Source organism: Mangrovihabitans endophyticus, from assembly GCF_014646155.1.
GTDB classification, from domain to species: Bacteria; Actinomycetota; Actinomycetes; order Mycobacteriales; family Micromonosporaceae; genus Actinoplanes; species Actinoplanes endophyticus.
Window position 1 is genome coordinate 121,873 of the sequence record NZ_BMMX01000004.1, and the last position, 21,936, is coordinate 143,808.

At 69.7% G+C, this 21,936-nt stretch carries 20 protein-coding genes; 10 read left to right on the forward strand and 10 right to left on the reverse strand.

Annotated features, from left to right (window positions below):
• Positions 1 to 73 precede the first annotated feature (73 nt).
• Together IEY73_RS08235 and IEY73_RS08240 are read left to right on the forward strand one after the other, a co-directional pair.
• Positions 74 to 616, forward strand: a complete 543-nt coding sequence (locus tag IEY73_RS08235) for an SRPBCC family protein (protein WP_229715669.1) — start codon at positions 74 to 76, stop codon at positions 614 to 616.
• A gap of 62 nt (positions 617 to 678) precedes the next feature.
• The gene (locus IEY73_RS08240; RefSeq protein ID WP_189078501.1) at positions 679 to 1,608 is read left to right on the forward strand and encodes a CDP-alcohol phosphatidyltransferase family protein; all 930 of its coding nucleotides are present in this window, start codon (positions 679 to 681) and stop codon (positions 1,606 to 1,608) included.
• Here IEY73_RS08240 and IEY73_RS08245 read toward each other — a convergent pair.
• Together IEY73_RS08245 and IEY73_RS08250 are read right to left on the reverse strand one after the other, a co-directional pair.
• A complete protein-coding gene (locus IEY73_RS08245; protein ID WP_229715670.1) occupies positions 1,594 to 3,096 on the reverse strand; it encodes a sensor histidine kinase in 1,503 nt (500 codons plus the stop codon). The genes IEY73_RS08240 and IEY73_RS08245 overlap by 15 nt on opposite strands.
• A gap of 113 nt (positions 3,097 to 3,209) precedes the next feature.
• Positions 3,210 to 3,416, reverse strand: a complete 207-nt coding sequence (locus IEY73_RS08250) for a DUF7455 domain-containing protein (protein WP_189078502.1) — start codon at positions 3,414 to 3,416, stop codon at positions 3,210 to 3,212.
• Positions 3,417 to 3,656: 240 nt separating this feature from the next.
• Between IEY73_RS08250 and IEY73_RS08255 the strand changes: the two genes are divergently transcribed.
• Both IEY73_RS08255 and IEY73_RS08260 read left to right on the forward strand, forming a co-directional pair.
• The gene (locus IEY73_RS08255; RefSeq protein ID WP_189078503.1) at positions 3,657 to 4,058 is read left to right on the forward strand and encodes a response regulator; all 402 of its coding nucleotides are present in this window, start codon (positions 3,657 to 3,659) and stop codon (positions 4,056 to 4,058) included.
• 161 nt (positions 4,059 to 4,219) lie between these two features.
• Positions 4,220 to 5,947, forward strand: coding sequence for a CBM96 family carbohydrate-binding protein (locus tag IEY73_RS08260; protein WP_189078504.1), 1,728 nt, complete (start codon positions 4,220 to 4,222; stop codon positions 5,945 to 5,947).
• Positions 5,948 to 6,037: 90 nt separating this feature from the next.
• Here IEY73_RS08260 and IEY73_RS08265 read toward each other — a convergent pair whose 3' ends face one another.
• Entirely contained in the window at positions 6,038 to 6,793 is a 756-nt protein-coding gene (locus tag IEY73_RS08265) for a class I SAM-dependent methyltransferase (protein WP_189078505.1), read from the reverse strand.
• The gene (locus IEY73_RS08270; RefSeq protein ID WP_189078506.1) at positions 6,790 to 7,545 is read right to left on the reverse strand and encodes an SDR family oxidoreductase; all 756 of its coding nucleotides are present in this window, start codon (positions 7,543 to 7,545) and stop codon (positions 6,790 to 6,792) included. The genes IEY73_RS08265 and IEY73_RS08270 overlap by 4 nt, the downstream gene beginning before the upstream one ends.
• Positions 7,546 to 7,679: 134 nt before the next feature.
• On the opposite strand from IEY73_RS08270, the gene mshA reads away from it, so the two are divergent.
• Both mshA and IEY73_RS08280 read left to right on the forward strand, forming a co-directional pair.
• A complete protein-coding gene (gene mshA / locus IEY73_RS08275; RefSeq protein ID WP_189078507.1) occupies positions 7,680 to 8,984 on the forward strand; it encodes a D-inositol-3-phosphate glycosyltransferase in 1,305 nt (434 codons plus the stop codon).
• The gene (locus tag IEY73_RS08280) at positions 8,978 to 9,565 is read left to right on the forward strand and encodes a type III secretion system chaperone family protein (protein WP_189078508.1); all 588 of its coding nucleotides are present in this window, start codon (positions 8,978 to 8,980) and stop codon (positions 9,563 to 9,565) included. The genes mshA and IEY73_RS08280 overlap by 7 nt, the downstream gene beginning before the upstream one ends.
• Before the next feature lie 109 nt (positions 9,566 to 9,674).
• Here the strand turns inward: IEY73_RS08280 and IEY73_RS08285 are convergent, their stop codons facing one another.
• The 3 genes from IEY73_RS08285 to IEY73_RS08295 form a co-directional block, all read right to left on the reverse strand.
• Complete coding sequence (locus IEY73_RS08285; RefSeq protein WP_189078509.1) at positions 9,675 to 11,150, reverse strand: chemotaxis protein CheW; 1,476 nt, start codon at positions 11,148 to 11,150, stop codon at positions 9,675 to 9,677.
• Complete coding sequence (locus tag IEY73_RS08290) at positions 11,147 to 13,957, reverse strand: PAS domain S-box protein (RefSeq protein WP_229715671.1); 2,811 nt, start codon at positions 13,955 to 13,957, stop codon at positions 11,147 to 11,149. Before IEY73_RS08290 ends, IEY73_RS08285 begins: the two co-directional genes overlap by 4 nt.
• 406 nt (positions 13,958 to 14,363) lie before the next feature.
• Positions 14,364 to 15,608, reverse strand: coding sequence for an MFS transporter (locus IEY73_RS08295; protein ID WP_189078510.1), 1,245 nt, complete (start codon positions 15,606 to 15,608; stop codon positions 14,364 to 14,366).
• Between the two features lie 139 nt (positions 15,609 to 15,747).
• Between IEY73_RS08295 and IEY73_RS08300 the strand changes: the two genes are divergently transcribed.
• Positions 15,748 to 16,494 carry a phosphoglyceromutase gene (locus IEY73_RS08300; RefSeq protein ID WP_189078511.1) on the forward strand — a complete coding sequence of 249 codons (747 nt, stop codon included), beginning with the start codon at positions 15,748 to 15,750 and terminating at the stop codon, positions 16,492 to 16,494.
• A 90-nt stretch (positions 16,495 to 16,584) separates the two neighbouring features.
• On the opposite strand, the gene phoU is transcribed toward IEY73_RS08300, so the two are convergent.
• On the reverse strand, positions 16,585 to 17,238 hold the full coding sequence (gene phoU / locus IEY73_RS08305; RefSeq protein ID WP_189078512.1) for a phosphate signaling complex protein PhoU: 654 nt from the start codon (positions 17,236 to 17,238) through the stop codon (positions 16,585 to 16,587).
• Positions 17,239 to 17,439: 201 nt separating this feature from the next.
• Between phoU and IEY73_RS08310 the strand changes: the two genes are divergently transcribed.
• Both IEY73_RS08310 and IEY73_RS08315 read left to right on the forward strand, forming a co-directional pair.
• Positions 17,440 to 18,732 carry a sensor histidine kinase gene (locus tag IEY73_RS08310; protein ID WP_373292750.1) on the forward strand — a complete coding sequence of 431 codons (1,293 nt, stop codon included), beginning with the start codon at positions 17,440 to 17,442 and terminating at the stop codon, positions 18,730 to 18,732.
• A gap of 21 nt (positions 18,733 to 18,753) precedes the next feature.
• Positions 18,754 to 19,437, forward strand: coding sequence for a response regulator (locus IEY73_RS08315; RefSeq protein ID WP_189078513.1), 684 nt, complete (start codon positions 18,754 to 18,756; stop codon positions 19,435 to 19,437).
• A gap of 22 nt (positions 19,438 to 19,459) precedes the next feature.
• On the opposite strand, the gene IEY73_RS08320 is transcribed toward IEY73_RS08315, so the two are convergent.
• Positions 19,460 to 20,341, reverse strand: coding sequence for a DUF3109 family protein (locus IEY73_RS08320; protein WP_189078644.1), 882 nt, complete (start codon positions 20,339 to 20,341; stop codon positions 19,460 to 19,462).
• A gap of 141 nt (positions 20,342 to 20,482) precedes the next feature.
• Here IEY73_RS08320 and IEY73_RS08325 point away from each other — a divergent pair, with 141 nt between their 5' ends.
• The gene (locus tag IEY73_RS08325; RefSeq protein WP_189078514.1) at positions 20,483 to 21,292 is read left to right on the forward strand and encodes a sugar phosphate isomerase/epimerase family protein; all 810 of its coding nucleotides are present in this window, start codon (positions 20,483 to 20,485) and stop codon (positions 21,290 to 21,292) included.
• Between the two features lie 46 nt (positions 21,293 to 21,338).
• Here IEY73_RS08325 and IEY73_RS08330 read toward each other — a convergent pair whose 3' ends face one another.
• Entirely contained in the window at positions 21,339 to 21,875 is a 537-nt protein-coding gene (locus IEY73_RS08330) for a CGNR zinc finger domain-containing protein (protein ID WP_189078515.1), read from the reverse strand.
• Positions 21,876 to 21,936 lie beyond the last annotated feature (61 nt).

The window sequence follows — 21,936 nt, forward strand, 5'->3', positions numbered from 1 at the left end:
CTCCTCGTATCGGCCTGCCTGCGGCGGAGACCGGAGCGTGCAGACGGGCGCACTCTTGCATGGGGGAGATGTCATGAGCCTGGTACAGCAGAGCATCGAGGTCGGCGCGCCGGTGCACAACGTGTACGAGAAGCTGGCCGCCTTTGAAAACTACCCACAGTTCATGACCGGAGTTCAGCGCGTCACGCCGACCGGCGCCGACCAGACCCACTGGGTGCTGGACGTGGACGGGCGTCGGCGTGAGTTCGACGCCACCATCACCGAGCGCACGCTCGACGAGCGGGTATCGTGGTGCGCCACCGGCGGCCCGCTGCTTGCCGAGACTCTCACGCTGCGCCCCATGGGGGAGACCCGCACCCAGGTAGTGGCACAGTTGGAGGCCGACATCGCGTTTCTGATGCCCGGCGACAAGCATGGCCAGGAGACCCTGAACCGGCGGCTCAAGCACGACCTCACCACGCTCAAGACCCTGGTGGAGCAGGGGTCCGGGCAGGGCGTGCCGCGCGGCGGCGCCAGCACCAAGAATCTGTCCGGTAACTCCACCGGTGCGGGCGGTAACGTCATGGCCAGCCCGGCCGATGTGGCAGCGCGACTACGGGAGCGCCGCGTTCTGTGACATTTACGTAAAAATGGGTTCGTGTTCTTGCGGAAACCTCGACGAACGTCCAAGTTAACAGCGTGCAACGCATCGGCTTACAGGAGATTCGGGAACGGACGTACAAGCGGCGTGACGCCTGGTGGACCGTCCTGTTGGTCGATCCGCTGGCATCACGCCTGGTCCGCTTGGTGGCGCCGTACCGCTGGATCACGCCCAACCTGCTGTCCGCGATCGCCTTCGTCTTCGGCATCGGCTCCGCGGTCTGCTTCGCGCTCGGGACGCACGCCTGGCTGGCCGTCGGCGCCCTGCTGTTCCACCTCAGCTTCGTGGTGGACTGCATGGACGGCAAGATCGCCCGGCTGAACGGCACCGGCTCGATGTTCGGGGCATGGTTCGACTTCATGTTCGACCGTGTGCGCGTCATCATGTGCACGGTCGCGCTGATGGGTGGTCAGTACGCGCGTACCCACGACCTGATCTTCCTGTGGCTCGCCGTCGCGGTGGTGACGCTGGACCTGTTCCGCTACCTGAACTCGTCGCAGATGGGCAAGCTCAAGCGGGCCATGGACGGGCGGCTCGCCGAGGCTCGTGGCGAGGCGCCGGGGTCGGCCGTGCCCGGCGCGCGCGCCGCCGCCGCCGACGCGGAGCTCGCCGACGACGAGGCGGATCCGGCGGACACCGTCGAGGTCAACGCCGCCGCCGGCGGCTCGCGATACATCCGGCTCCGCAACTGGCTCAACGCGCGCCGCATCCGCATTCACCTGTTCAGTGGCATCGAATACGAGATGTCGGTCTTCATCATCGGGCCGCTCGTCTTCCAGGTGGCCCTGGTGACCATCGCGGCCGGTGCGCTGCTGCTGCTCTTCGAGGCTGCCCTGGTGATGCGGCTCTATCAGGCCACGCGCCGGTTCCAGCGGCAGTTGCGCAAGATCGAGGCGTCCGCGCCGCACGCGGAGGCGGATGTGCCGGACCCTAGGGCGGAGCGGGAGCAGGTCTCAGCCGGACACTGAGGCCGCCTCCAGCGTCACGATGAGACGCGCGCCGCGGGGCGTGCCGGGCTCGTAGCGCACCGCTCCGCCGTTCGCCTCGACCAGGTGCCGGACGATGAACAGGCCCAGCCCGGCGCCGCCCATGAACCGGTCGAAGAGCCTCGGCAACAGGTCGTCCGCGATGCCCGGCCCGTGGTCGGACACGATCAGCGTGACGGTGTCGTGCGTCCGCGCGGCGCAGATCTCCACCGGCGCTTCGCCGTAGGCCACGGCGTTGGCCAGCAGATTGCGCACCACCACGCCCACGTGGCCGCGGTCGGCCAGCGCGGACAGATCATCGCCGACGGCGACACGTACGTCGTCCTCCGCCCCGGCCGACGCGATCACCGACTGCACCACCTCGCGGAGCGGGACCGGCGTGCGCCGCGCGGTGACCGCGCCGGTGTCCAGCTCGAACAGAAGCTGCAGGTCGTTCATCATCTTGATCAGCCGCCGGGTGTTCTTGTCGATCTTGCAGGCCAGCTCCCGGCGAATGTCCTCGGGCAGGTCCGCCCAGTCCTCGGAGAGCAGCTCGGCCAGGCTTGCGATCGAGCTGATCGGCTGGGCGACGTCGTGCGTCAGCATCGAGGTCAGGTCGTTCTTGAAGGCCAGCGCGGCTTCCAGCCGGGTGTTCGCCTCGCGCAGCGCGACGTTGCCGCGTTCCAGGCCCGCGGCGTGCTCGCCGAGCTGCTCCTCGGCCCGCCGCCGGTCGGCCAACAGGGCACGTTGCCGCCGGTCCATGGCTTCCAGGGACCGCACCAGGGCACCCACGAAGCCGAGCACGGCCAGCACCGCGAGGACGGTGCCGGTGCTGATCGCCGCGGCCGGGCGACTGATCCCGGTACGCACCAGCAGCGCGCTGGTCAGTGCGGCGATCACCGGGACGGCGACCAGGGTGGGGAAGAACCGGCGCACCATGGTGGCCGGCCCGGCGCGCGCACCGGTGCGTAGCGGTCCGGCTTCCGGCCGCGCGAGGATGCCGCCCAGCGCCAGGGTGAGCACGGCTCCCGCGGTGTATGGCGACATCACGCCGTCCGGCCCGGGGCCGCCGGGGAAGGTCGGCGCGAACATGCGGGGTACCAGGGCGACCAGGGCGATGACCGCGGATCCGGCCAGCAGCGGGTCCGCGGCGCGATGGCGGGCGGGGCGGCCGGGGCGGAGCGGCAGGCGTACGTCGATCAGCGCGAGGGCGAGCCCGGCGAGCATGGTGGCGACCGCGGCGGCGGGTTCTTGGCCGAGCCGTGCGGCGCCGAGGATCGCGGCGGCCGCGCCGAGCCCGTACGCCGTGCGGCGTACCGCCCGCGTCGGCAGCACGCAGCACAGCAGCGCCAGCCCGGCCGGCACGAGAGCCATGGCCGGGCCGGTGGCGAGCGGGGTGGCGGCGAACGCCCCATAGAGGGCGACCGCGCCGCCGGCGCACCCGGCGAGGATCCGGGAGAGCCGGCCCACGTCGTGCGCCGCGATCTGCAATGAAGATCTCTCCGATACGGCTGATCGCGGCGAGGGATCACCCGGGTCGCGATGAGTCACAGGCAAAGCAAGAGATCAATTTTATCGCTCAAAGCACCTTAAGAGAGGGCATTTCAGGACCAGATGAAGTCCTCCACCACACGGATCGCCGTCGCCGCGTTGTTCAGGCCGTCCGCGTGCCGCGTGGCGTGGTGGCCGCAGAACGCGAGCGTCCCGGCGCGCAGGGTCACCTCCATCTTGGCGGCCGCACCGCAGCCGTCACACCGCTCGGTCAGTTCCGGGACCACGGTGATCGTGGGTGTGCTGATCAGGGTGTTCATCGTCCGTCGCTCCTTCGTGATGGGGCATCGTCCTGACCCCCCGCTTCGGCCCGCCATCGGACCGCCTTAGCGTCAATGCCGCACGCCGGACGACCGCACCCGGGACGCAACCAACCACTAACCAAACCACCTCGCAAACCCTCGAAACCGCGCTGCAGCGGACAAAATCCTCTTTGCCGTTATCCCGGTCGAGGCGCTGTTAGCGTGACCATGCAGGCTCTTCGGCACGGGGGAGGAAACATGTCGGAGCCCACCGAACGACCAACCGTTCTCGTCGTCGACGACGAAGAAGATCTCCGGGACGTCATGCGGCGGATGTTGCAGCGGCGCGGCATCGACGCCCTCACCGCCGGCAGCCTCGACGAGGCGGTGGCCGTGGCACGCAACCACGACGGCGACATCGCCGTGCTGGTCGCCGACCTCGGCCTGCCCGGAAGCTCCGGCGCCGAGCTGGCCCGTGTGATCGGTGAACTGCGTCCCGGCATCGGCGTGGTCTACATTTCCGGGCTGCCCGCCGACATCGCCGCCGACAAGGGCCTGATCGATCCCGGCGCCACGCTGGTCAAGAAGCCGTTCACGGCCGACTCGCTGACCGCGGCCGTGCGTGCCGCCCTCGACGAGCGGAGCGTGACCACCTCCTGAGTCGACACTCCTGATCCGCGCGCGGTGGAGCGCCGCCGGCCGTCACGGCCGGCGGCGCTCCACCGCGCGCTCCTTTTCTGCACCGTAACGGAGGCCGTCCCGGCACCCCGGCGTCTCGATCGTGGAGTCACCAGCGATCGATACACACGGGAGAGACGCCTATGGCTGCCAGGAGGGCACTGATCACCGCCACGCTTGCCTGCGTGATGACGGCGGGAGGTCTGGCCGCGCCCGCCTATGCCGCGACCTCCACCGAGGTGGTCCGGGTCTATGCGGCGCACGACGCGTACGTGTCAAGCGCCCGTCCCCATGTCAACTTCGGACTCGCCGACAAGTTGGCGGTGGGCCGCCTCGGCAAGGACACGAAGCTGTCCTATGTGAAGTTCCGCGTGCCGGCGCTGCCGGACGGGAATGTCACTCGGGTGCAGTTGCGGCTGCCGGTCGCGAGTTCCCCGGCGGAATCGAAGCTGTCCGTCTACCCCGTGTCGACGCGCTGGTCGGAGAAGACCATCACGGCGTCCAACGCGCCGTCGCTCGGGTCGCAGCGGGTCTCGCTGGTGCCGCGTGACACCGACACGATCATCAAGTTCGACGTGTCGAAGTTCGTCCGCAAGGCGGGCACCTACGCGTTCGCCCTCAAGTCATCCTCGCGCACCGAGATAACCCGGCTGCGGTCGGTGGAGTACGGCAACCCGGACACCGGCGGCCCCGAGTTGCGGGTCACCGTGACGCGCGAGCTCGCCGACCCGGAGCCCGCCACGGAACCGGTGGTGGCGCCGGAGCCGGTCGTCGACCCGGAGCCTGCCGCCCCAGAGCCTGCCGACCCGGAGCCGACCACCTCCGAGCCGACCACCTCCGAGCCGACCACCTCCGAGCCGACCGCGACCGAACCGGAGCCCGTGCCCGGCGAGCCGACCGGCACCGAACCGACCGGGACTGAGCCCGGCTGCGTCACCGGCGCGTTGCTCGTGCCGAGCTGCGGGGTGCTCTGGGGAGCCGCCGCCGGCGGCTTCACCACCGCGCCGCGCGACGAGGCGCTGCGCGATTGGGAGGCGCTCACCGGCCGCACCGCGTCGATCTTCCACGCGTACCACAAGGGCGACCAGAAGTTCCCCACGGCCGCCGAGATCGCCATGACCCGCGACCCCGAGCACCCCCGTGTGCTGCTGCTCAACTGGAAGGTGGCGTACGGCTCCACCTGGGCCAAGGTCGCCGCCGGCGAGCAGGACGAGCGGATCGACAACTGGGCCGCGTACGTGAAGGCCAACTACCCGGACCAGAAGTTCTTCCTGGCCCTGCACCACGAGCCGGAGAACGACGTGCAGCCGTGGGCCGGCTCCGGCATGACCGCCAAGGACTACGCGGCGATGTACCGCCACGTCATCCAGCGGCTGCGTGCCGACGGTGTCACCAACGCGGTCAACGTGGTCGCGTACATGGGTAACGAGAAGTGGATGGCGCAGTCCTGGTGGGGTGACCTGTACCCGGGCGACGACGTGGTCGACTGGATGGGACTGGACTCCTACGTCAGCGCGGAACCCGGCTATTACCACTACGGCGACTTCGGTGACCTGCTGGACCGCGAGCCGTCCGGCGGCGGGACCGGCTGGTACGACTGGGCGGTGGCCAACCACGCGAGCAAGCCGATCATGGTCGCCGAGTGGGGTGTCTACCACCGCCTCAGCGCCCCGTACGACAAGGCGCCGGCGTTCCGGACCGTGGTCCCCGAGCTGAAGGAGCACCCGCAGGTCAAGGCGATCGTCTACTTCGACACCCCGAAGGACGACTCGGGTGACCGCAACATCGCGGTGGACTCGACGCAGAGCAGCCTGACCGCCTTCCGCGAGCTTGCGGCCGACCCGATGTTCGAGGTGGACATCCGGCACTGACCGTTCCCGTCCACGGGCCGGCCCCTTCCCCCTGGGGGCCGGCCCGTTCCCTTTTGCGCGCACGCGGTTCGCCGTGCCGCCGCTCACCGGTCAAGCCCGTGGCCACGGCACCGTCAGCTCTCCGCGCCGCCACCGGGCCGGGCCGTCGAGCACCGTCAACCCTTCCTCCCGGGCCCTGCGCACCATCGCCATCCAGCGTTGTCGCGCGCCGAACGGGGTCGCTTCGGCGTCCCACGCCCGGCCCAGCGTTCGCAGCAGATCGTGCACCGGATGGCCGGCCACGTTGTGGTGGATCAACGCCTTGGGCAGCCGCTGCGCGAACGTCATCGGATGATCCAGATTGGACAGCCGGGCGGAGAACGTCAACGTGCTCGGCGTTCCCGCCTCGATGTACGCCCACGTGGCGATGCGCCCCAGCTCGTCGCAGGTCCCGTCGATCAGCGCCGCGCCACACTCCGTCATGGTGCGCCAGGCGCCGTCCACTTCGTCCTCGTCGTACTGTCGCAACACGTTGAACGCCCGCACCACCACCGGGCACAACCCGGCCAGCTCGAAGCCGCCGCGACGGAACTCCAGACGCGGCGGGTCCGCCCGCGGCTGTGCCGCGTCCACGCGTACCGGGTCGATCTCCAGACCGATCACCGTCACGTCCGGGCGCACCGTCGCGGCCAGCCGCGATCGCAGCTCGACGGCGGTCACCGGGGAGGCGCCGAAGCCCAGATCCACCACGAGCGGCCGGCCCGCATCGGCCAGCCGCGGACCACACCGGTACGCGACCCAGTTGTCCACGCGTCGCAGCCGGTTGGGATTCGTGGTGCCGCGGGTGACGGCGCCGAGGGGTTTCACACGCGGTGCACCTTGTGCTGCGCGGCCTGGGCCAGGGGACGCACCACCAGGCGGTCCACGTTCACGTGGTGCGGGCGGGTGGCCACCCAAGCGACACAGTCCGCGATGTCCTCGGCGGTGAGCGGCTCGGGCACTCCGGCGTACACCGCTTCGGCCTTGTCCGGATCGCCGAACCGGTTCAACGAGAACTCCTCGGTGCGCACCATCCCGGGATCGATCTCCATGACCCGCACCGGGCGGCCGGACAGTTCCAGGCGCAGCGTGCCGACGAGCGCGTTCTGCGCGTGCTTGGCGGCGGTGTATCCGGCGCCGCCCTCGTACACCGTGAAGGCCGCGGTGGAGCCGATCGCGACAATCGTGCCGGCGCCGCTGGCCTCCAGCGCGGGCAGCAGCGCCTGGGTGACCCGGAGCGTGCCGAGCACGTTCACGTCGTACATCCACTGCCAGTCGGCCGTCGAACCCGACTCCACCGGATCCATGCCGTGGGCGCCGCCCGCGTTGTTGACCAGCAGCGTGAGCGGACCGCCGAGCTCGGCCACGGCGTCCGACAGGGCGGCCACCGAGGCGTCGGAGGTGACGTCACACGACACCGCCGTGGCGTCCTTCACGCCGATGCGGTCCACCAGATCCTGCAGGCGTTCGGTGCGCCGCGCGGCCAGCACGACGTGGTAGCCCTCGGCGGCGAGGCGCAGGCTGCTCGCCGCGCCGATGCCGCTGGATGCGCCGGTCACCACCGCGATGTTCTTCTCCATGCCCCCGATCCTGCCGTACGAGAGCTGGGTCACGCTCGGCCGACGGGTGAGGGTTGATCCGGAGCGGATAGGGAAGATTGGCAACGGTTCGATGGTTGAACGGTACGTTTTGCTCCCGGCGAAAGGGATACGACGTGGTTGAGCGGCTAGCGCCGGGTGCCTGGCCGACACCCCGTCGCATCGCCACCCTGTCCGTGCACACCTCCCCGCTCGAACAGCCCGGCACCGGCGATGCGGGCGGAATGAACGTGTACATCGTCGAGGTGTCCAAGCGGCTCGCCGAGCGTGGCGTGGAAGTCGAGATCTTCACCCGGGCGACGACCAGTGAGCTGCCCGCGGTCGTCGAGATGACCCCCGGGGTCCGGGTGCGCCACATCACCGCCGGCCCGTACGAGGGGCTGGCCAAGGAGGACCTGCCGTCGCAGTTGTGCGCATTCGCCAACGGCGTGCTGCGCGCCGAGGCCGCCCGGCCGCCCGGCTACTACGATCTGATCCATTCGCATTACTGGCTGTCCGGGCAGGTCGGCTGGCTGGCGCGGGAACGGTGGGGAGTGCCGCACGTGCACACCGCGCATACCCTCGGCAAGGTGAAGAACCGGCTGATCGCCGCGGGGGATCGCCCGGAACCGAAGGCCCGGCTGATCGGCGAGGAGCAGGTGATCTCCGAGTCGGATCGGCTCGTCGCCAACACCCGCTTCGAGGCGCAGGACCTGGTCGCCGGGTACGACGCCGACCCGGCACGGTTGTCCGTCGTGCAGCCGGGCGTCGACCTCGACCGGTTCCGCCCCGGCATCGCCGACCGTGCCCGGCTGGGTCTGCCCGCCGACGGCCAGGTGATCGCCTTCGTCGGGCGCATCCAGCCGCTCAAGGGCCCGGAGGTGCTGATCGCCGCCCTGGCCGCGCTGTTGCGGCGGGATCCCGGTGCGAACGTCACCGTGGTCATCTGCGGCGGCCCGAGCGGCACCGGACTGGACCGGCCCACGTCGCTGATGGAACTCGCCGCCTCCCTCGGCGTCTCGCATGCGGTGCGGTTCCTCCCGCCGCAGACCGGCGCCGACCTGGCCGCGCTCTATCGCAGCGCGGACCTGGTGGCCGTGCCGTCACACAGTGAGTCGTTCGGCCTTGTCGCCCTGGAAGCGCAGGCGTGCGGAACGCCGGTGGTCGCGGCGGCGGTGGGCGGCCTGGTCACCGCGGTGCGCGACGGCGCGAGCGGTGCGCTGGTCGACGGGCACGATCCGGACGACTGGGCGCGCATTCTGCACCGGGTCCTTTACGCTCCCGGCCTGCGCGGACGGCTGTCCGACGGCGCCGTCGCGCACGCCGCCGGCTTCTCCTGGGACCGCACGGCGGATGGGCTGATCGAGGTTTACCGTGAGGCGGTGACCGAGCATCGCCGGATGATCGCGGCCCGTCTCGACGCGGCGGGTGTGCCATGGTGACCGACCTGATCGAGCGGGTGTGCACCGAGCGCGAGTTGGAGTGGGACAAGACTGGCGACTCCGCGTACGTGGTGACACTGCCGGGCACGCACAAGCTGAAGACGGTGTGCAACCTCATCGTCGGCGACCACGCGATGCGCATCGAGGCCTTCGTGATGCGCCGGCCGGACGAGAACCACGAAGAGCTGTGGGCGTGGCTGCTGCGGCGCAACGCCCGGATGTTCGGGGTCGCCTTCTCCATCGACGGCAACGGGGACGTCTATCTCACCGGCCGGGTGAGTCTGAACGGCCTGGACGCCGACGAACTGGACAGGCTGCTCGGGGTCGTGCTCACCTACGCCGACGAGTCGTTCGACACCATGCTGGAGATCGGATTCGGCGCGGCCATCCGCCGCGAGTGGGACTGGCGGGTGAAGCGGGGCGAGTCGCTGGCCAACCTGCAGGCGTTCGCCCACTTCGCCGACCCCCCGCCCCCCGCCGACCCCCCGCCCCCCGCCGACCCCCCGCCCCCCGCCGACCCCCCGCCCCCCGCCGACCCCCCGCCCCACCCCGACCACCCCTCCGGTCCCGCCGTCCCCTGAGCGGCCATCACCCCGTCGATCTTGAGCTTTCTGGTCTGGCATATCGGATATGACGGGTCGGAACCGGCACGCAAAGTCCAAGATCGGCGGAGAGGGGGCATGGCGGAGGTCAGGCGGCGAGTTCTGCTGCGACCAGTTCCTTCAGGTCCACGTGGGGGAGCAGCCGGCCGTGCCCGTCGTCGCCGATCTTGACCAGGGGCCCGCGCTGCAACGCCGTACCCGGCTCGCCTTTGTCCTTGGGCCCGGCCTCTTCCCACACCGATTCCTCGATCGCGTGCAGCGTGGGCACCGCGAAGCCCATCAGTTCTCCGCCGGGCGTGTCGACGAGGAGAACCCGAGCCGTGGCCGGGTCGGTGGCATCGCCCAGGTTGAGCAGCGCCGGCAGCGACATCAGAGGCACCGAGAGGCGGCGATGGGTGAAGATGCCGATCAGCGCGCCCCCGCCGGTCAGGTGGGTGACGTGCGGCGGGTACGGCAGGATCTCGGCGATCTGGTCGAGGGGCGTCGCGGCTTCCATGCCCACGCTGTAGGTGAGGAAGGTCCGCACACTGGTGACGACGTGCCGGCCCTCCGGGCCCTCTGCCGCGGCTTCCGCTCGGCTCGGTTTCGCCGGCTCGGCATCGCGGTTGTCCAAGGGCAGGCCCAGGCTGGCGAGCGTGTCCAATTCCGCGTCGGCGCGCAGCGCCTCGCCGTCCAGCACCAGCACCTGGTCGCCGTCCTCGGTGGTGAGGACGCCGGTCAACAGCCCGACGCGACCGACCCGGATCGGCGGCAACGGCAGCATGTCCCCGGCCGGGACGGTGATGATGTCGGCGATGTCGGAAACGCTGCACGCGACCAGGCCGCGTTCGGTGGCGAGCACCATGCCCTGCAGTTGCGCCTCGTCCGACTGTGCACCCAGGCCGAGCAGGCGCAGCGGGTCGACCACCGGCACCGCGCGGCCGTGCAGGTGCACGACGCCCTGGCAGATCTGCCCCTCCAGCGGGGACGGGAGCACGGTCAGTTGCGGGATCACCGAATGCACATGGCGCACGTCGATGCAGAGCCGGATGCTGCCGCAGCGCAGCAACAGGACGGTACGCCGGGACCGGTCCCCGTCGCCGGCGAACATGGTCGGCGGGCGCAGGCCCACGTCGCACACCGCCGGTACGCCGGGGCGCCCGGCGATCGCCTGAGCGTCCAAAAGGGAGATCACCTCGCGGTCCTCGGCGCGCTCGAAGGTGTGTGAGAACAACGCCGCCTGGTCTCCGGCCACGTCCGTTTTGAGCAGCGCCTCGGGCGTGACCCTGGTGACGCCCTCGATCTCATCGGCGAGCAGGCCGAAGACCCGGCCGTCCTGCGCCACGATCACGATCACCGAGCCGTCGTCCGGGCACGGCGAACCGGCCAGCCGGCACAGATCGAGCACCGGAATGACCACGTGCCGCAGATTCACCGCGCCGAGCAGTCCGTCGGCGGTCGCCGGAAGCGAACTGAACTGCTCCGGCTTCATGATCACTTCACGGAGTTCGTCCAACGGCAGCGCGACCCGCATGGCGCCGACCCGGAACACCCCGTACAGGGCGTACGCCGTGCCGGTGGTCACGAATCTTCCCGGGCCTTGCTGGCGCCGATGAGCTCGTTGATGTGCTGGGTCACCTCGGCCGACGTGGACTGCTGGCGCTGCGTGGACTCGGCGATCCGGGTGATCGACTCTCCGGTGGACGCGACGCTCTTCAGGATCATCCCGAAGGCATCCTGCGCGCGGTGCGAGACCTGGGAACCCTGGCCGACGCGGCTCGCCGACTCGTGGATCAGCGCGGTGATCTCCCGGGCCGCCTCGGACGAACGCTCGGCGAGCTTGCGCACCTCGCCGGCGACCACGGAGAAGCCGACGCCGTGCTCGCCGGCGCGGGCCGCCTCGATGGAGGCGTTGAATGCCAGCAGGTTCGTCTGGCCGGCGATCTCGCCGATCACGTTGACAATGGCGGCGATCTTGTCGGACGACTTCTCGATCAGGTCGATCGCCTCGATGGCGTTGCGCAGTTCCTCGAAGCCGTCCTGCGCGTTCTGCTGCGTCTCGCTCGCCAGGGTGCTCGCCTGACGGGCGCTGACCGTGATCTCGTCGATGGACTGGGTGAGCTCGCCGATGGAGGCGCTCATCTCCTGGGTCTTCGCGGCCAGGCTCTGTTCCAACTGCACCTGACGGGTGATGTCATGGGCGTACTTGACGACCTTGAAGGGCTTGCCGTCGAGGCCGTAGATCGGGTTGTAGGTGGCCTGGATCCAGACGTCCCGGTTGAACTTGCCGACCCGGTGGAAGCGGCCACTGAGCGAGTCGCCCTTGCGCAGCCGCAGCCAGAAGTCGCGGTACTCGGGCGAGGTCACGTAGTCACCGGAGCACAGCATGCTGTGATGCTGGCCGATCAGCTCCCGCGCCGAATACCCCATGGTGCGCTGGAAGTTCTCGTTGGCCGACTGGATGTTGCCTTCCAGGTCGAATTCGATCACCGCCTGCGCGTGATTGATGGCGGCATCCCGGCCCTCGTACTCGGCGTTGCGCAGCTTGGCGTCGGTGATGTCGACGGCGTACTTGACCACCTTGAAGGGCTTGCCGTCCAGGTCGAAGATCGGGTTGTAGGTGGCCTGCAGCCACACGTCCGCGCCGTTCTTGGTCTTCCGGCGATACTCGCCGGAGTCGAATTCGCCGCGTCCCAGCCTCTCCCAGAACGCCAGATATTCCGGGCTGGTGGCGTCCTGCGGTTCCACGAACATCCGGTGGTGCTGCCCGATCACCTCGGCGAGGGAGTAGCCCATGCGGTCGAGGAAGTTCTGGTTCGCGTTCAGGATCCGTCCGGTGAGGTCGAATTCGATCACCGCCTGGGCCCGCCCGATGGCGTTCACCTTGCCCTCGTACTCGGCGCTGCGCAGCTTGGCGTCGGTGATGTCGGTGGCGTACTTGACGATCTTGAAGGGCCTGCCGTCCAGATCGAAGATCGGGTTGTAGGTCGCCAGCAGCCACACGTCGCGGTCGCCCTTGGCGACCCGCTTGTATTCGCCGGCCTCGTACTCGCCGCGTGCCAGGTTCTTCCAGAAGCCCTCATACTCGGCGGTCCGCGCATAACTGTCCGGCACGAACATCCGGTGGTGCTGTCCGCGGATCTCGTCAAGGGTGTATCCGACCGTTTCCAGGAACCGGTCGTTGGCGGCCAGCACATGGCCTTCCAGGTCGAACTCGACCACCGCCTGTGATCGTCCGATGGCCGCCACCTTGCCGATGAACTCGGCGTTCTCCCGCTTGGAAGCGGTGACGTCGGTGGCGTACTTGACCACCTTCATCGGCCGGCCGTCCAGGTCGAAGATCGGGTTGTAGGTGGCCTGCAGCCACACCTCGCGCTTGCCCTTGGCGATTCGCTTGTATTCGCCGCCCTGGAACTCGCCGCGCGCCAGGGCCTGCCAGAAGTTGCGGTACGCCGCGCTGCGCGCCTCCTGCTCCTCGACGAACATCCGGTGATGCTGCCCGCGGACCTCGTCGATGGTGTATCCCATCGCGTTGAGGAAGTTCTGGTTCGCCTCCAGGACATGGCCGGCCAGGTCGAACTCGATGACCGCCTGCGCCTTGCCGATGGCGTTGACCTTGCCTTCGTATTCCGCGTTGCGCAGCTTGGTGTCGGTCACGTCGAGCGCGTACTTGACGATCTTGTAGGGCTTGCCGTCCAGGTTGAGGATCGGGTTGTAGGTGGCCCGGATCCACACCTCGCGCCCGCCGCGGCCGAGCCGTTTGAATTCGCCGCTCTCCACCTCACCCGCGCGCAGCCGGTCCCACATGGCCGCGTACTCCGGGCTCTCCGCGAAGCGCTCCTCGCACAGGATCCGGTGGTGCTCGCCCACCAGGTCGCTCAGGCCGTACCCGGTGAGTTCCAGGAAGTTCTCGTTCGCGGACAGGATGACGCCTTCGAGGTCGAACTCGATGACGGCCTGGGAGCGGTCGATGGCCGCGTATTTGCCCTTCAGCTCGGTGATCTGCCGCCGGTCCTCGGTGATGTCATACCCGGTGACCAGCACTGGCAGGCCGGCCTTGCTGGCCGCTTCGACAGGCCCGCAGTTCAGTCGCAACCAGCGGTGACGATCGTTGCTGTCGACGATCTCCACGACCTGTTCGAGATATTCGCCGCGGCGTGTCGCATCGAGCAGGCGATCGACCGCGGCGGCCGAGGTGTGCCAGAGCTCGCTGAGCAGCTTGCCCGGCGCCTCGGACTCCTCCAGGCCGGACGTGGTGCAGAAACGCTCGTTGGCCGCCATGACCGTGCCGGTGCGCGCATTCACCGTGGCCACGAGCCGCTCGTGCAGCAGCAGACTCAGCGCCGCACGATGCAGGGCGGGGTTTTCGACGAGCGGGGTGGGCTGAGTCATGTGCACTCCAGGCGACTTGTGACGCGCGCGTTTCCACGTGATTCATCGGCATGTGGGTCCGGGTTGCTGAGCCGTTGCGCGGGTGGTGCGATGGCGGAACGCTCGGGGGGCAGACTCGTCCGTTCGGTTGGCTGTGACCGTTCAGACAGATGGCAGACAGCCAACTGGCTTGTGGGGGTTGCGCGCTCCAACTAGCGTGGTCAATGGACGCCGCACCGTGAGTTCGGGGAACGGGTGACTCAGTGAGTCGCCGCGGTACGGCGTCGGGGACGGGTGGCATAAGCCGTTGGGGGACGGCGCGACCCGAGACCGGCGGCTTGTGCGGGCGACGCCTATGGGGATGGGTGTCGTCCGCCGCCGCCGGCGCATTCTTTCTCCCGGTGTCGTTCTTATCGCGGTGTCGTTCTTATCGAGGTGCCGCCGTTTCCCGCAGTGCCGCCACGCGCCGCTCGCGCGCCGGTCCTGCCGCCAGGTGCAACCCGGCCGCCGCCAGCCCGACGCCGGCCGCGATCACCCAGTGTGCGGCGCCGAAGGTCTGCAGGCTCGCACCACCCAGCGCGGGTGCCAGAAACGACGCCGCCGGAAACGTCAGAAAGAACACCGACTGATACCGGCCGCGCAGCGCGAGCGGGGCAAGTTCCGAGTTGATCTCCGCGTTCGGTGGCGCGGCGAGCATGCTGCCGATCGTCCAGATCACCGCCGCGGTGAGATACACCGCCAGCCGGTCGGCCCAGGCCAACGCGGCGAATCCGAACGCCATCAGGACCAGGGCGGCGGCCAGCACACGATGTTTGAGATGCCGGTCGATGATGCCGGGAACGAACAGTTGACCGATCACGATCAGCGTTCCGCTCAACGCCACCACGAGTCCGTACCCGGACGGCCGGATGCCGTCCGCGTGCATGGCCAGCGGGACGATGGTGTTGCTCTGCGCGTACAGCAGCGACTGCAAGAGCGTCAGACCCACGAACGTGAGAAAGATGCGGTCGGTCAGCACGGTACGCAGCCCGCCCGCCGGGCGGCTCGCTGCGGGGCGGGGGTGCACGCCCGCCGGCCCGCGGTGCGGCAGCGTCTCCGGCACCTTCCAGGCGATCAGCAGGCAGGTCGCCAGCGTCGAGCCGCCGTCGAGCAGGAAGAGACCGACGTAGCTCCACTCGGCCAGCAGTCCGGCCAGCAGCGATGCGCCGGCCATGCCCAGGTTGAAGGCCCAGAACTGCAGATTGAACGCGCGACTGCGGCGCGGCCCGGGCACCACGTCGATGATCGCGGCGACGAAGGCCGGGCCGGGCATCGACTGGCCGGCGCCCAGCAGCAGACACAGCCCCGCGATCACCGCCAGATCGGTCGACACGGCCAACCCGGCCAGCGTCACCGCGGTGCCCAGGTGCGACCAGATCAGCGTGTGGCGGCGGCCCCATCGGTCGGTCAGCACGCCGCCGGCCAGGGTGCCGAGCACGCCGCCCACGCCGTACGCGCCCACGATGAGGCCGGCCAGTGCGGGCCCGGCGCCGCGTTGCACGGTCAGGTAGAGCGACAGGAACAGCACCGCGAACCCGCCGACGCGGTTGATCAGCAGTCCGGCCCAGAGGTACCAGTACGTGGCGGGCAGCCCGCCTGCGGCGTCGCGGAACCAACTCCGTATCGCCCGCACGCGACCTCCATCAGGTAACCAAGTTAACTATTGCCGTCAGGCTACGTCGTGCGATGTGGCGGCGTACGTTCCGGAAGGGGTGCCGGTCCGTCGAGCCCCCGTTTTCCGGTGGTGTTCGGGGCCGGTGCAGGATGGGCACATGACTGGAACCCTGGTGCTGCTGCGGCACGGCCACAGCGAATGGAACGCCAAGAACCTCTTCACCGGGTGGGTCGACGTCGACCTCAACTCGCAGGGTGAGGAAGAAGCCCACCGCGCCGGCGAGATGCTGAAGGAGCACGGGCTGCTGCCCGACGTCATGCACACCAGCGTGCTGCGTCGCGCGATTCGCAGCGGCGAGATGGCGCTGCTCGCGGCGGACCGGCACTGGATTCCGGTGCGTCGTTCGTGGCGGCTGAACGAGCGCCACTACGGCGCGCTTCAGGGCAAGGACAAGAAGCAGACCCTGGAGGAGTTCGGCGAGGAGCAGTTCATGCTCTGGCGCCGGTCGTACGACGTGCCGCCGCCACCGATCACCGACGGCCATGAGTTCTCGCAGTCCGGCGATCCCCGGTATGCCGCCCTGCCGCCCGAGCTGCTGCCGCGCTCGGAGTGCCTCAAGGACGTGCTGAACCGGGCGCTGCCGTACTGGTACGACCAGATCGTGCCGGACCTGCGGGACGGGAAGACGGTGCTGGTGGCCGCGCACGGCAACTCGCTGCGGGCCATCGTCAAGCACCTCGACCAGATCTCCGACGAGGCGATCGCCAAGCTGAACATCCCGACCGGCATGCCGTTGCGATACGAGCTGGACGCCGACATGCGGCCGCGCACCGTCGGCGGGGAATACCTGGACCCGGAGGCGGCCAAGGAGGCCGCGGCGGCAGTGGCCAACCAGGGCCGGTAACGCCGTCGGCCGGACGTCGAGGCACGGCGAAGGCCGGGGCGTCCCCGTGGTCGCCCCGGCCGGTCTCCGCGCCGTCAGCTCATCGTCAGATCACACGGGGTCGGCGGTCGGTTCGCCGGTCACCATGTAGACGATCTGCTCGCCGGCGTTCACCGCGTGGTCGGCGTACCGCTCGTAGAAGCGGCCCAGCAACGCGCCGTCGATCGCGGTCTCCGCGCCGTACGGCCAGTCGTCGTCGAGCAGCACCTTGAACAGGTCCCGCTCCAGGTCGTCCATGGTGTCGTCGTCCTTCTCAAGCTCGGCCGCGAGATCCGCGTCGGGGTTGCCGAGCACCGTGGTGATCTTTTCGGCCATGTGGTCCGCCACCTCGGCCATCTGCTGGAACACGGCCCGCAGCTCGGCGGGCACGGCCGGCGACGGGTGGCGGCGCTGCGCCGTCTTGGCCACGTGCTCGGCCAGGTCGCCCATGCGTTCCAGATCCGCCGACACGTGCAGCGCGGTGATCACCGTCCGCAGATCGGAGGCGACCGGCGCCTGGCGGGCGAGCATGTCCGCGACCTTGGCCTCCACCTGGCCGTAGATCTGGTCGACCTCGGCGTCGGAGGTGATGACCATCTCGGCGGCCGACAGATCGGCGGTCAGCAGCGCGGTGGTCGCCTTGCGCATCGCGGCGCGTACCGCCTCCGCCATGGTCACCAGCAGGCGGCTGACCTCGGTGAGGTCTGCTCGAAACTCCTCGCGCATTCTCATCTCGTCCCGGGTTCGGGGCTGAGCCGATCGGCTTCGGCGCCAGCCTGGTGCGCCCCACGCTAAAGGCGATGGGGCAGCGTGGACATGAACGGTGATGAACGAAGCCGGGCGCGGTGGTGAACTTTCCTCGAAGTGCGCCGGTTTTGTCCCTTTTTCTCGATGGTATAGGTAAACAATGACCCTACGATCGCTCTCGTGGACACGGTGCTGGGCGTAGGGCTGATCGTCGCCGCGCTCGTCGTGGGCGTCGTGGCCGGTGGTTTTCTGGCCCGTACCCGTCGGCTGAGCCCGCTAATCCCGGGTGCTGCGCGGACGGGGGCGGCCGACAGGTCCATGAAGGGGCGCGCTATCAAATCCGACGCGGAGCAGTCCGGCAAGCAAGGACTCAAGGGCCTCGGTCGCAAGAGCCTGGACTCGCTGCGAGTCGGCGTGGTCGTGCTCGACGCCGACGATCACCCGGTGCTGGTCAACCCGGCCGCCCGCGCCATGGGGTTGCTGCGCTCCGCGGGGACGCCGGGCACCATCGCCGCTCACCCGATCCTGCGCACTCTGGCCGGGCAGGTACGCCGAACCGGCGTGCGCCGCGAAGTGGAGCTGGACCTGCCGCGCGGCCGGGCGGGAAGCGCGGTCGCGCCGCTTGGCCTGCACCTGCGCGCGGTCGCACTGAACAGCACACACGTCGCGGTCGAGGCGGCGGACGTCACCGAGTCGCACCGCCTCGCCCGGGTCCGGCGTGACTTCGTGGCCAACGTCAGCCACGAGCTGAAGACGCCCATCGGCGCGCTGCAACTGCTCGCCGAGGCGCTCCTCGACGCAACCGAACTGCCGGATCCGGAACCGGACGAGGAGCAGTCGGAGGACCTGATGGCCGCGCGCCGGTTCGCCGAGCGCATCCACCACGAGTCGGCCCGGATGGGTCGCCTCGTCAACGAGCTTCTGGAACTCACCCGGCTGCAAGGCGCCGAGCCGCTGCCCACCCCGGAGCCGGTGACGGTGGATTGGGTGATCGCCGAGGTCATCGACCGCACCCGCACCACCGCGTCGGCCAAGAACATTGACGTGGTCTACACCGGGGCCCGGGGCGCGGTGGTGTACGGCAGCGACACCCAGGTCGCCACCGCGGTGACCAATCTCGTGGAGAACGCCATCGCGTACTCCGGCGACGACACCACGGTGTCGCTCACCATGCGCCAGGACGACGACTGGATCGAGATCGACGTCGCCGACCAGGGCATCGGCATCGCGCCGCACGAGGTGGACCGCATCTTCGAGCGCTTCTACCGCGCCGACCAGGCCCGGTCCCGGTCCACCGGCGGCACCGGTCTGGGCCTGGCCATCGTCAAGCACATCGCCACCAATCACGGCGGACGCGTCGACGTGTCCAGCACCCTCGGCGGTGGTTCGACGTTCACCCTGCGCCTACCGGCGCGACCCCCGGAATCCCCGCTGCCGTTACCGGCGGCGATTGAGATCGAGTCCGGCGCCTAGGCGCAGACGAAAGGAACCACATTGGCCCGCGTTCTGGTGGTCGAGGACGAGGAGTCGTTCTCCGATGCACTGTCATACATGCTGCGCAAGGAGGGTTTCGAGGTGTCGGTCGCGGCGACCGGGACCTCGGCGCTGACGCAGTTCGACCGGACCGGCGCCGACATCGTCCTGCTGGACCTCATGCTGCCCGAGATGTCCGGCACGGAGGTCTGCCGCCAACTGCGGCAGCGGTCCGCCGTGCCGATCATCATGGTGACCGCCCGGGACAGCGAGATCGACAAGGTCGTCGGCCTGGAGATCGGCGCCGACGACTACGTCACCAAGCCGTACTCGCCGCGGGAACTCGTCGCCCGCATCCGGGCCGTGCTGCGTCGGCAGGGCTCCGAGGCGGCCGAGGTCAGTGCCCCCACGCTTGCCGCCGGCCCGGTGCGCATGGATGTGGAGCGGCACGTGGTGACCGTGGAGGGCTCCTCGGTGCAGTTGCCGCTGAAGGAGTTCGAACTCCTCGAACTGCTGCTGCGCAACGCCGGCCGGGTGTTGACCCGCGGCCAGTTGATCGACCGGGTCTGGGGCGCCGACTATGTCGGTGACACCAAGACCCTCGACGTGCACGTCAAGCGCCTACGCTCCAAAGTGGAGCCGGAGCCGAGCGCACCGCGCTATATCGTCACGGTGCGCGGACTGGGCTACAAGTTCGAGCCGTGACCGGCGCCTCCTGAGCCGCCGGTCACGCCTCGCCGGGTGGGGAGGCCGGCTCGCGCCCGCCGCGCTTCTTGGGCTTCGCCCTGTCCGGCGCTGCCGGGTCGGGCGCGGTCTCCTCGGCGCGCTGCGCCGCCAGGGTGGCCGGGTGCGGTGCCACCAGCCCGGCGGCGAATCGCCGTTCGCACAGCCGGGCCAGCTCCGCGTACGCCTCCGGCCCGATCAGTGCGGTCAGCTCCGCGGCGTACGACTGGAAGAGCGGTTCGCCCCCGACGTGCGCGTCCGGTGACGAGGTGCACCACCAGTCGAGGTCGTGGCCGCCCGGTCCCCAGCCCCGCCGGTCGAACTCGGTGAGCGTGGACAGCAGGAACTTGGTGCCGTCCGGGCGCTTCGTCCAGTCCTGCTCGCGGCGCACCGGCAACTGCCAGCAGACGTCCGGCTTGTATGCCAACGGGTGCACGCCGTCACGCAGCGCCTGAGCATGCAGCGCACAGCCACCGCCGGCCGGGAAGTCGGCGTCGTTGAGAAAGACGCACGGGCCGTCCTCGTGCTGGGTCGCGGTGCGCCGGGCCGGCTTCTCGCCGTCCACCGAGTCCATCTCGGTGTAGTTCTTGAACCCTCGCCGATAGTGCTGCCACGTCTGCGGGGTGAGCTTGGCGGCGGCCGACTTCACCCGGTTCTCGTCGTCGGCGTCGGTGAAGAAGGCGCCGTGCGAGCAACAGCCCTCCTCGGCCCGCCCGGCGATGATGCCGTGGCAGGCGGAGCCGAACACGCAGGTCCACCGCGACAGCAGCCAGGTCAGGTCGGCACGGATGACGTGCTGGTCGTCGGACGGGTCGGTGAACTCGATCCACTCCCTGGGGAAGTCGAGTCCGACCTCGGCTTGACGCGCGGCAGCCGCTGCGTCCATCACGATGCGAATCTGGGTACGGCCACTCACCTGCGCCAGCGTACGCGTGCGGGGGGCTCGCGCCCGGTTGACGCCCGGTGCGCGCGGTTCTTACCTTTCCGGGGAAATGGCGCGCAGGCGCGTCCGGTCTACCCTGGATCGGTGAGCTTCCGCGTGCCAGTGCTGTTGTCCAGCTCCTCGGTGTTCCCGGAGCCGACCGCGGCAGCGTTCGAGATGGCGGCCACGGTGGGTTACGACGGCCTTGAGGTGATGGTCTGGACCGATGCCGTCAGCCAGGACGCCGACGCCCTGAAGGTGCTGGCCGACCACTATGAGATCCCGGTCCTCTCGGTGCACGCCCCGTGCCTGCTGGTCACCCAGCGTGTGTGGAGTTCCGATCCCTGGGAGCGGCTGAGCCGCGCCGCAGACCTGGCCGAGTCGCTCGGCGCACCCACCGTGGTGGTGCATCCGCCGTTCAGTTGGCAGCGCGACTACGCCCGCAACTTCGTCCCCGGCCTGGCACGGATCCAGGACCGGCACCCGGACATCGCGTTCGCCATCGAGAACATGTTCCCGGTCAAGATGGCCGGCCGGTGGTTCGTGCCGTACACGCCGGGTTGGGATCCGACCGAGGTCGGCTTCGACGCGTACACGCTCGACCTGTCGCACTGCGCCGCCGCCCGCGTCGAGGCGATGGACATGGCCGACCGGATGGGTGTCGGGCTCCGCCACGTGCACCTGGGCGATGGCACCGGAGTGGCCCGCGATGAGCACCTGGTGCCCGGTCGCGGCACGCAGCCCTGTGCCGAGGTGCTGCAGTCGCTGGCCGGGCGCGGCTTCCGGGGGTCGGTGGCGCTGGAGGTGTCCACCCGCAAGGCGCCCAGCCGCCCATCACGGGAAGCCGACCTGCGAGAGTCGCTGGACTTCGCCCGCCGCCACCTGGCCCCGTCCGCATCGACGATGGCGCTCTAGGCGCGACGCCATCGCACCGTCGTGGTCGCGGATGTCGCGGTCGGGTCTAGGCAAGTGTGAGCGTGGCGGCGCGCTTGCGGGCGCGGTGTGCGGCCACGTGGGACCGGGTGGCGCAGCGCTCCGAGCAGAACCGGCGGCAGTTGTTCGACGAGGTGTCCAGGTAGACGTTGCCGCATCGGTCGTCGGCGCAGATGCCGAAACGTGCGCTGCCGTGTTCGCAGAGCCACACGGACAGCCCCCAGACCGCCCCGGCGAGGTACTCGGCGCTCACCGAGGCGCCGCGGCCGGTGGCGTGCATGTGCCAGTCGCCGGCGTCGTGCCCGGAGATGCGCGGCTGCACGGGGAAGACGCCCAGCAGGGCGTTCAGTTCGTCGACCGCGTCGGCGTCCCGCCCGGCCGTGCCGCGCTCGAAGACCTCCCGCAGCCGTCTTTGGGCGCGGCGGAACGTGGCAAGGTCCTTGTCGCCGACCTCGTCGCGCATCCATGCCTGGTCGTCGGAGAACAACGCGCGCAGGCCGGCCAGGTCGGCGAGCTCGGCATTCACCAGGTCGACCGCGGTCCGCGCGTACGCATCGAAGTTCACGTGACAACGGTAGCCGCAGGGGTGGGATCGGGACATCGTCGCCGCGACCGTTACCGCGCTG

Excerpts from the sequence above, each read along its gene's own strand:
- IEY73_RS08235 (WP_229715669.1), top strand. The coding sequence starts at position 74 with ATGAGCCTGGTACAGCAGAGCATCGAGGTCGGCGCGCCGGTGCACAAC.
- IEY73_RS08250 (WP_189078502.1), bottom strand. The coding sequence starts at position 3,416 with ATGAACACCCTGATCAGCACACCCACGATCACCGTGGTCCCGGAACTG.
- IEY73_RS08255 (WP_189078503.1), top strand. The coding sequence starts at position 3,657 with ATGTCGGAGCCCACCGAACGACCAACCGTTCTCGTCGTCGACGACGAA.
- IEY73_RS08260 (WP_189078504.1), top strand. The coding sequence starts at position 4,220 with ATGGCTGCCAGGAGGGCACTGATCACCGCCACGCTTGCCTGCGTGATG.
- IEY73_RS08270 (WP_189078506.1), bottom strand. The coding sequence starts at position 7,545 with ATGGAGAAGAACATCGCGGTGGTGACCGGCGCATCCAGCGGCATCGGC.
- IEY73_RS08280 (WP_189078508.1), top strand. The coding sequence starts at position 8,978 with ATGGTGACCGACCTGATCGAGCGGGTGTGCACCGAGCGCGAGTTGGAG.
- IEY73_RS08290 (WP_229715671.1), bottom strand. The coding sequence starts at position 13,957 with ATGACTCAGCCCACCCCGCTCGTCGAAAACCCCGCCCTGCATCGTGCG.
- IEY73_RS08300 (WP_189078511.1), top strand. The coding sequence starts at position 15,748 with ATGACTGGAACCCTGGTGCTGCTGCGGCACGGCCACAGCGAATGGAAC.
- phoU (WP_189078512.1), bottom strand. The coding sequence starts at position 17,238 with ATGCGCGAGGAGTTTCGAGCAGACCTCACCGAGGTCAGCCGCCTGCTG.
- IEY73_RS08320 (WP_189078644.1), bottom strand. The coding sequence starts at position 20,341 with ATGGACGCAGCGGCTGCCGCGCGTCAAGCCGAGGTCGGACTCGACTTC.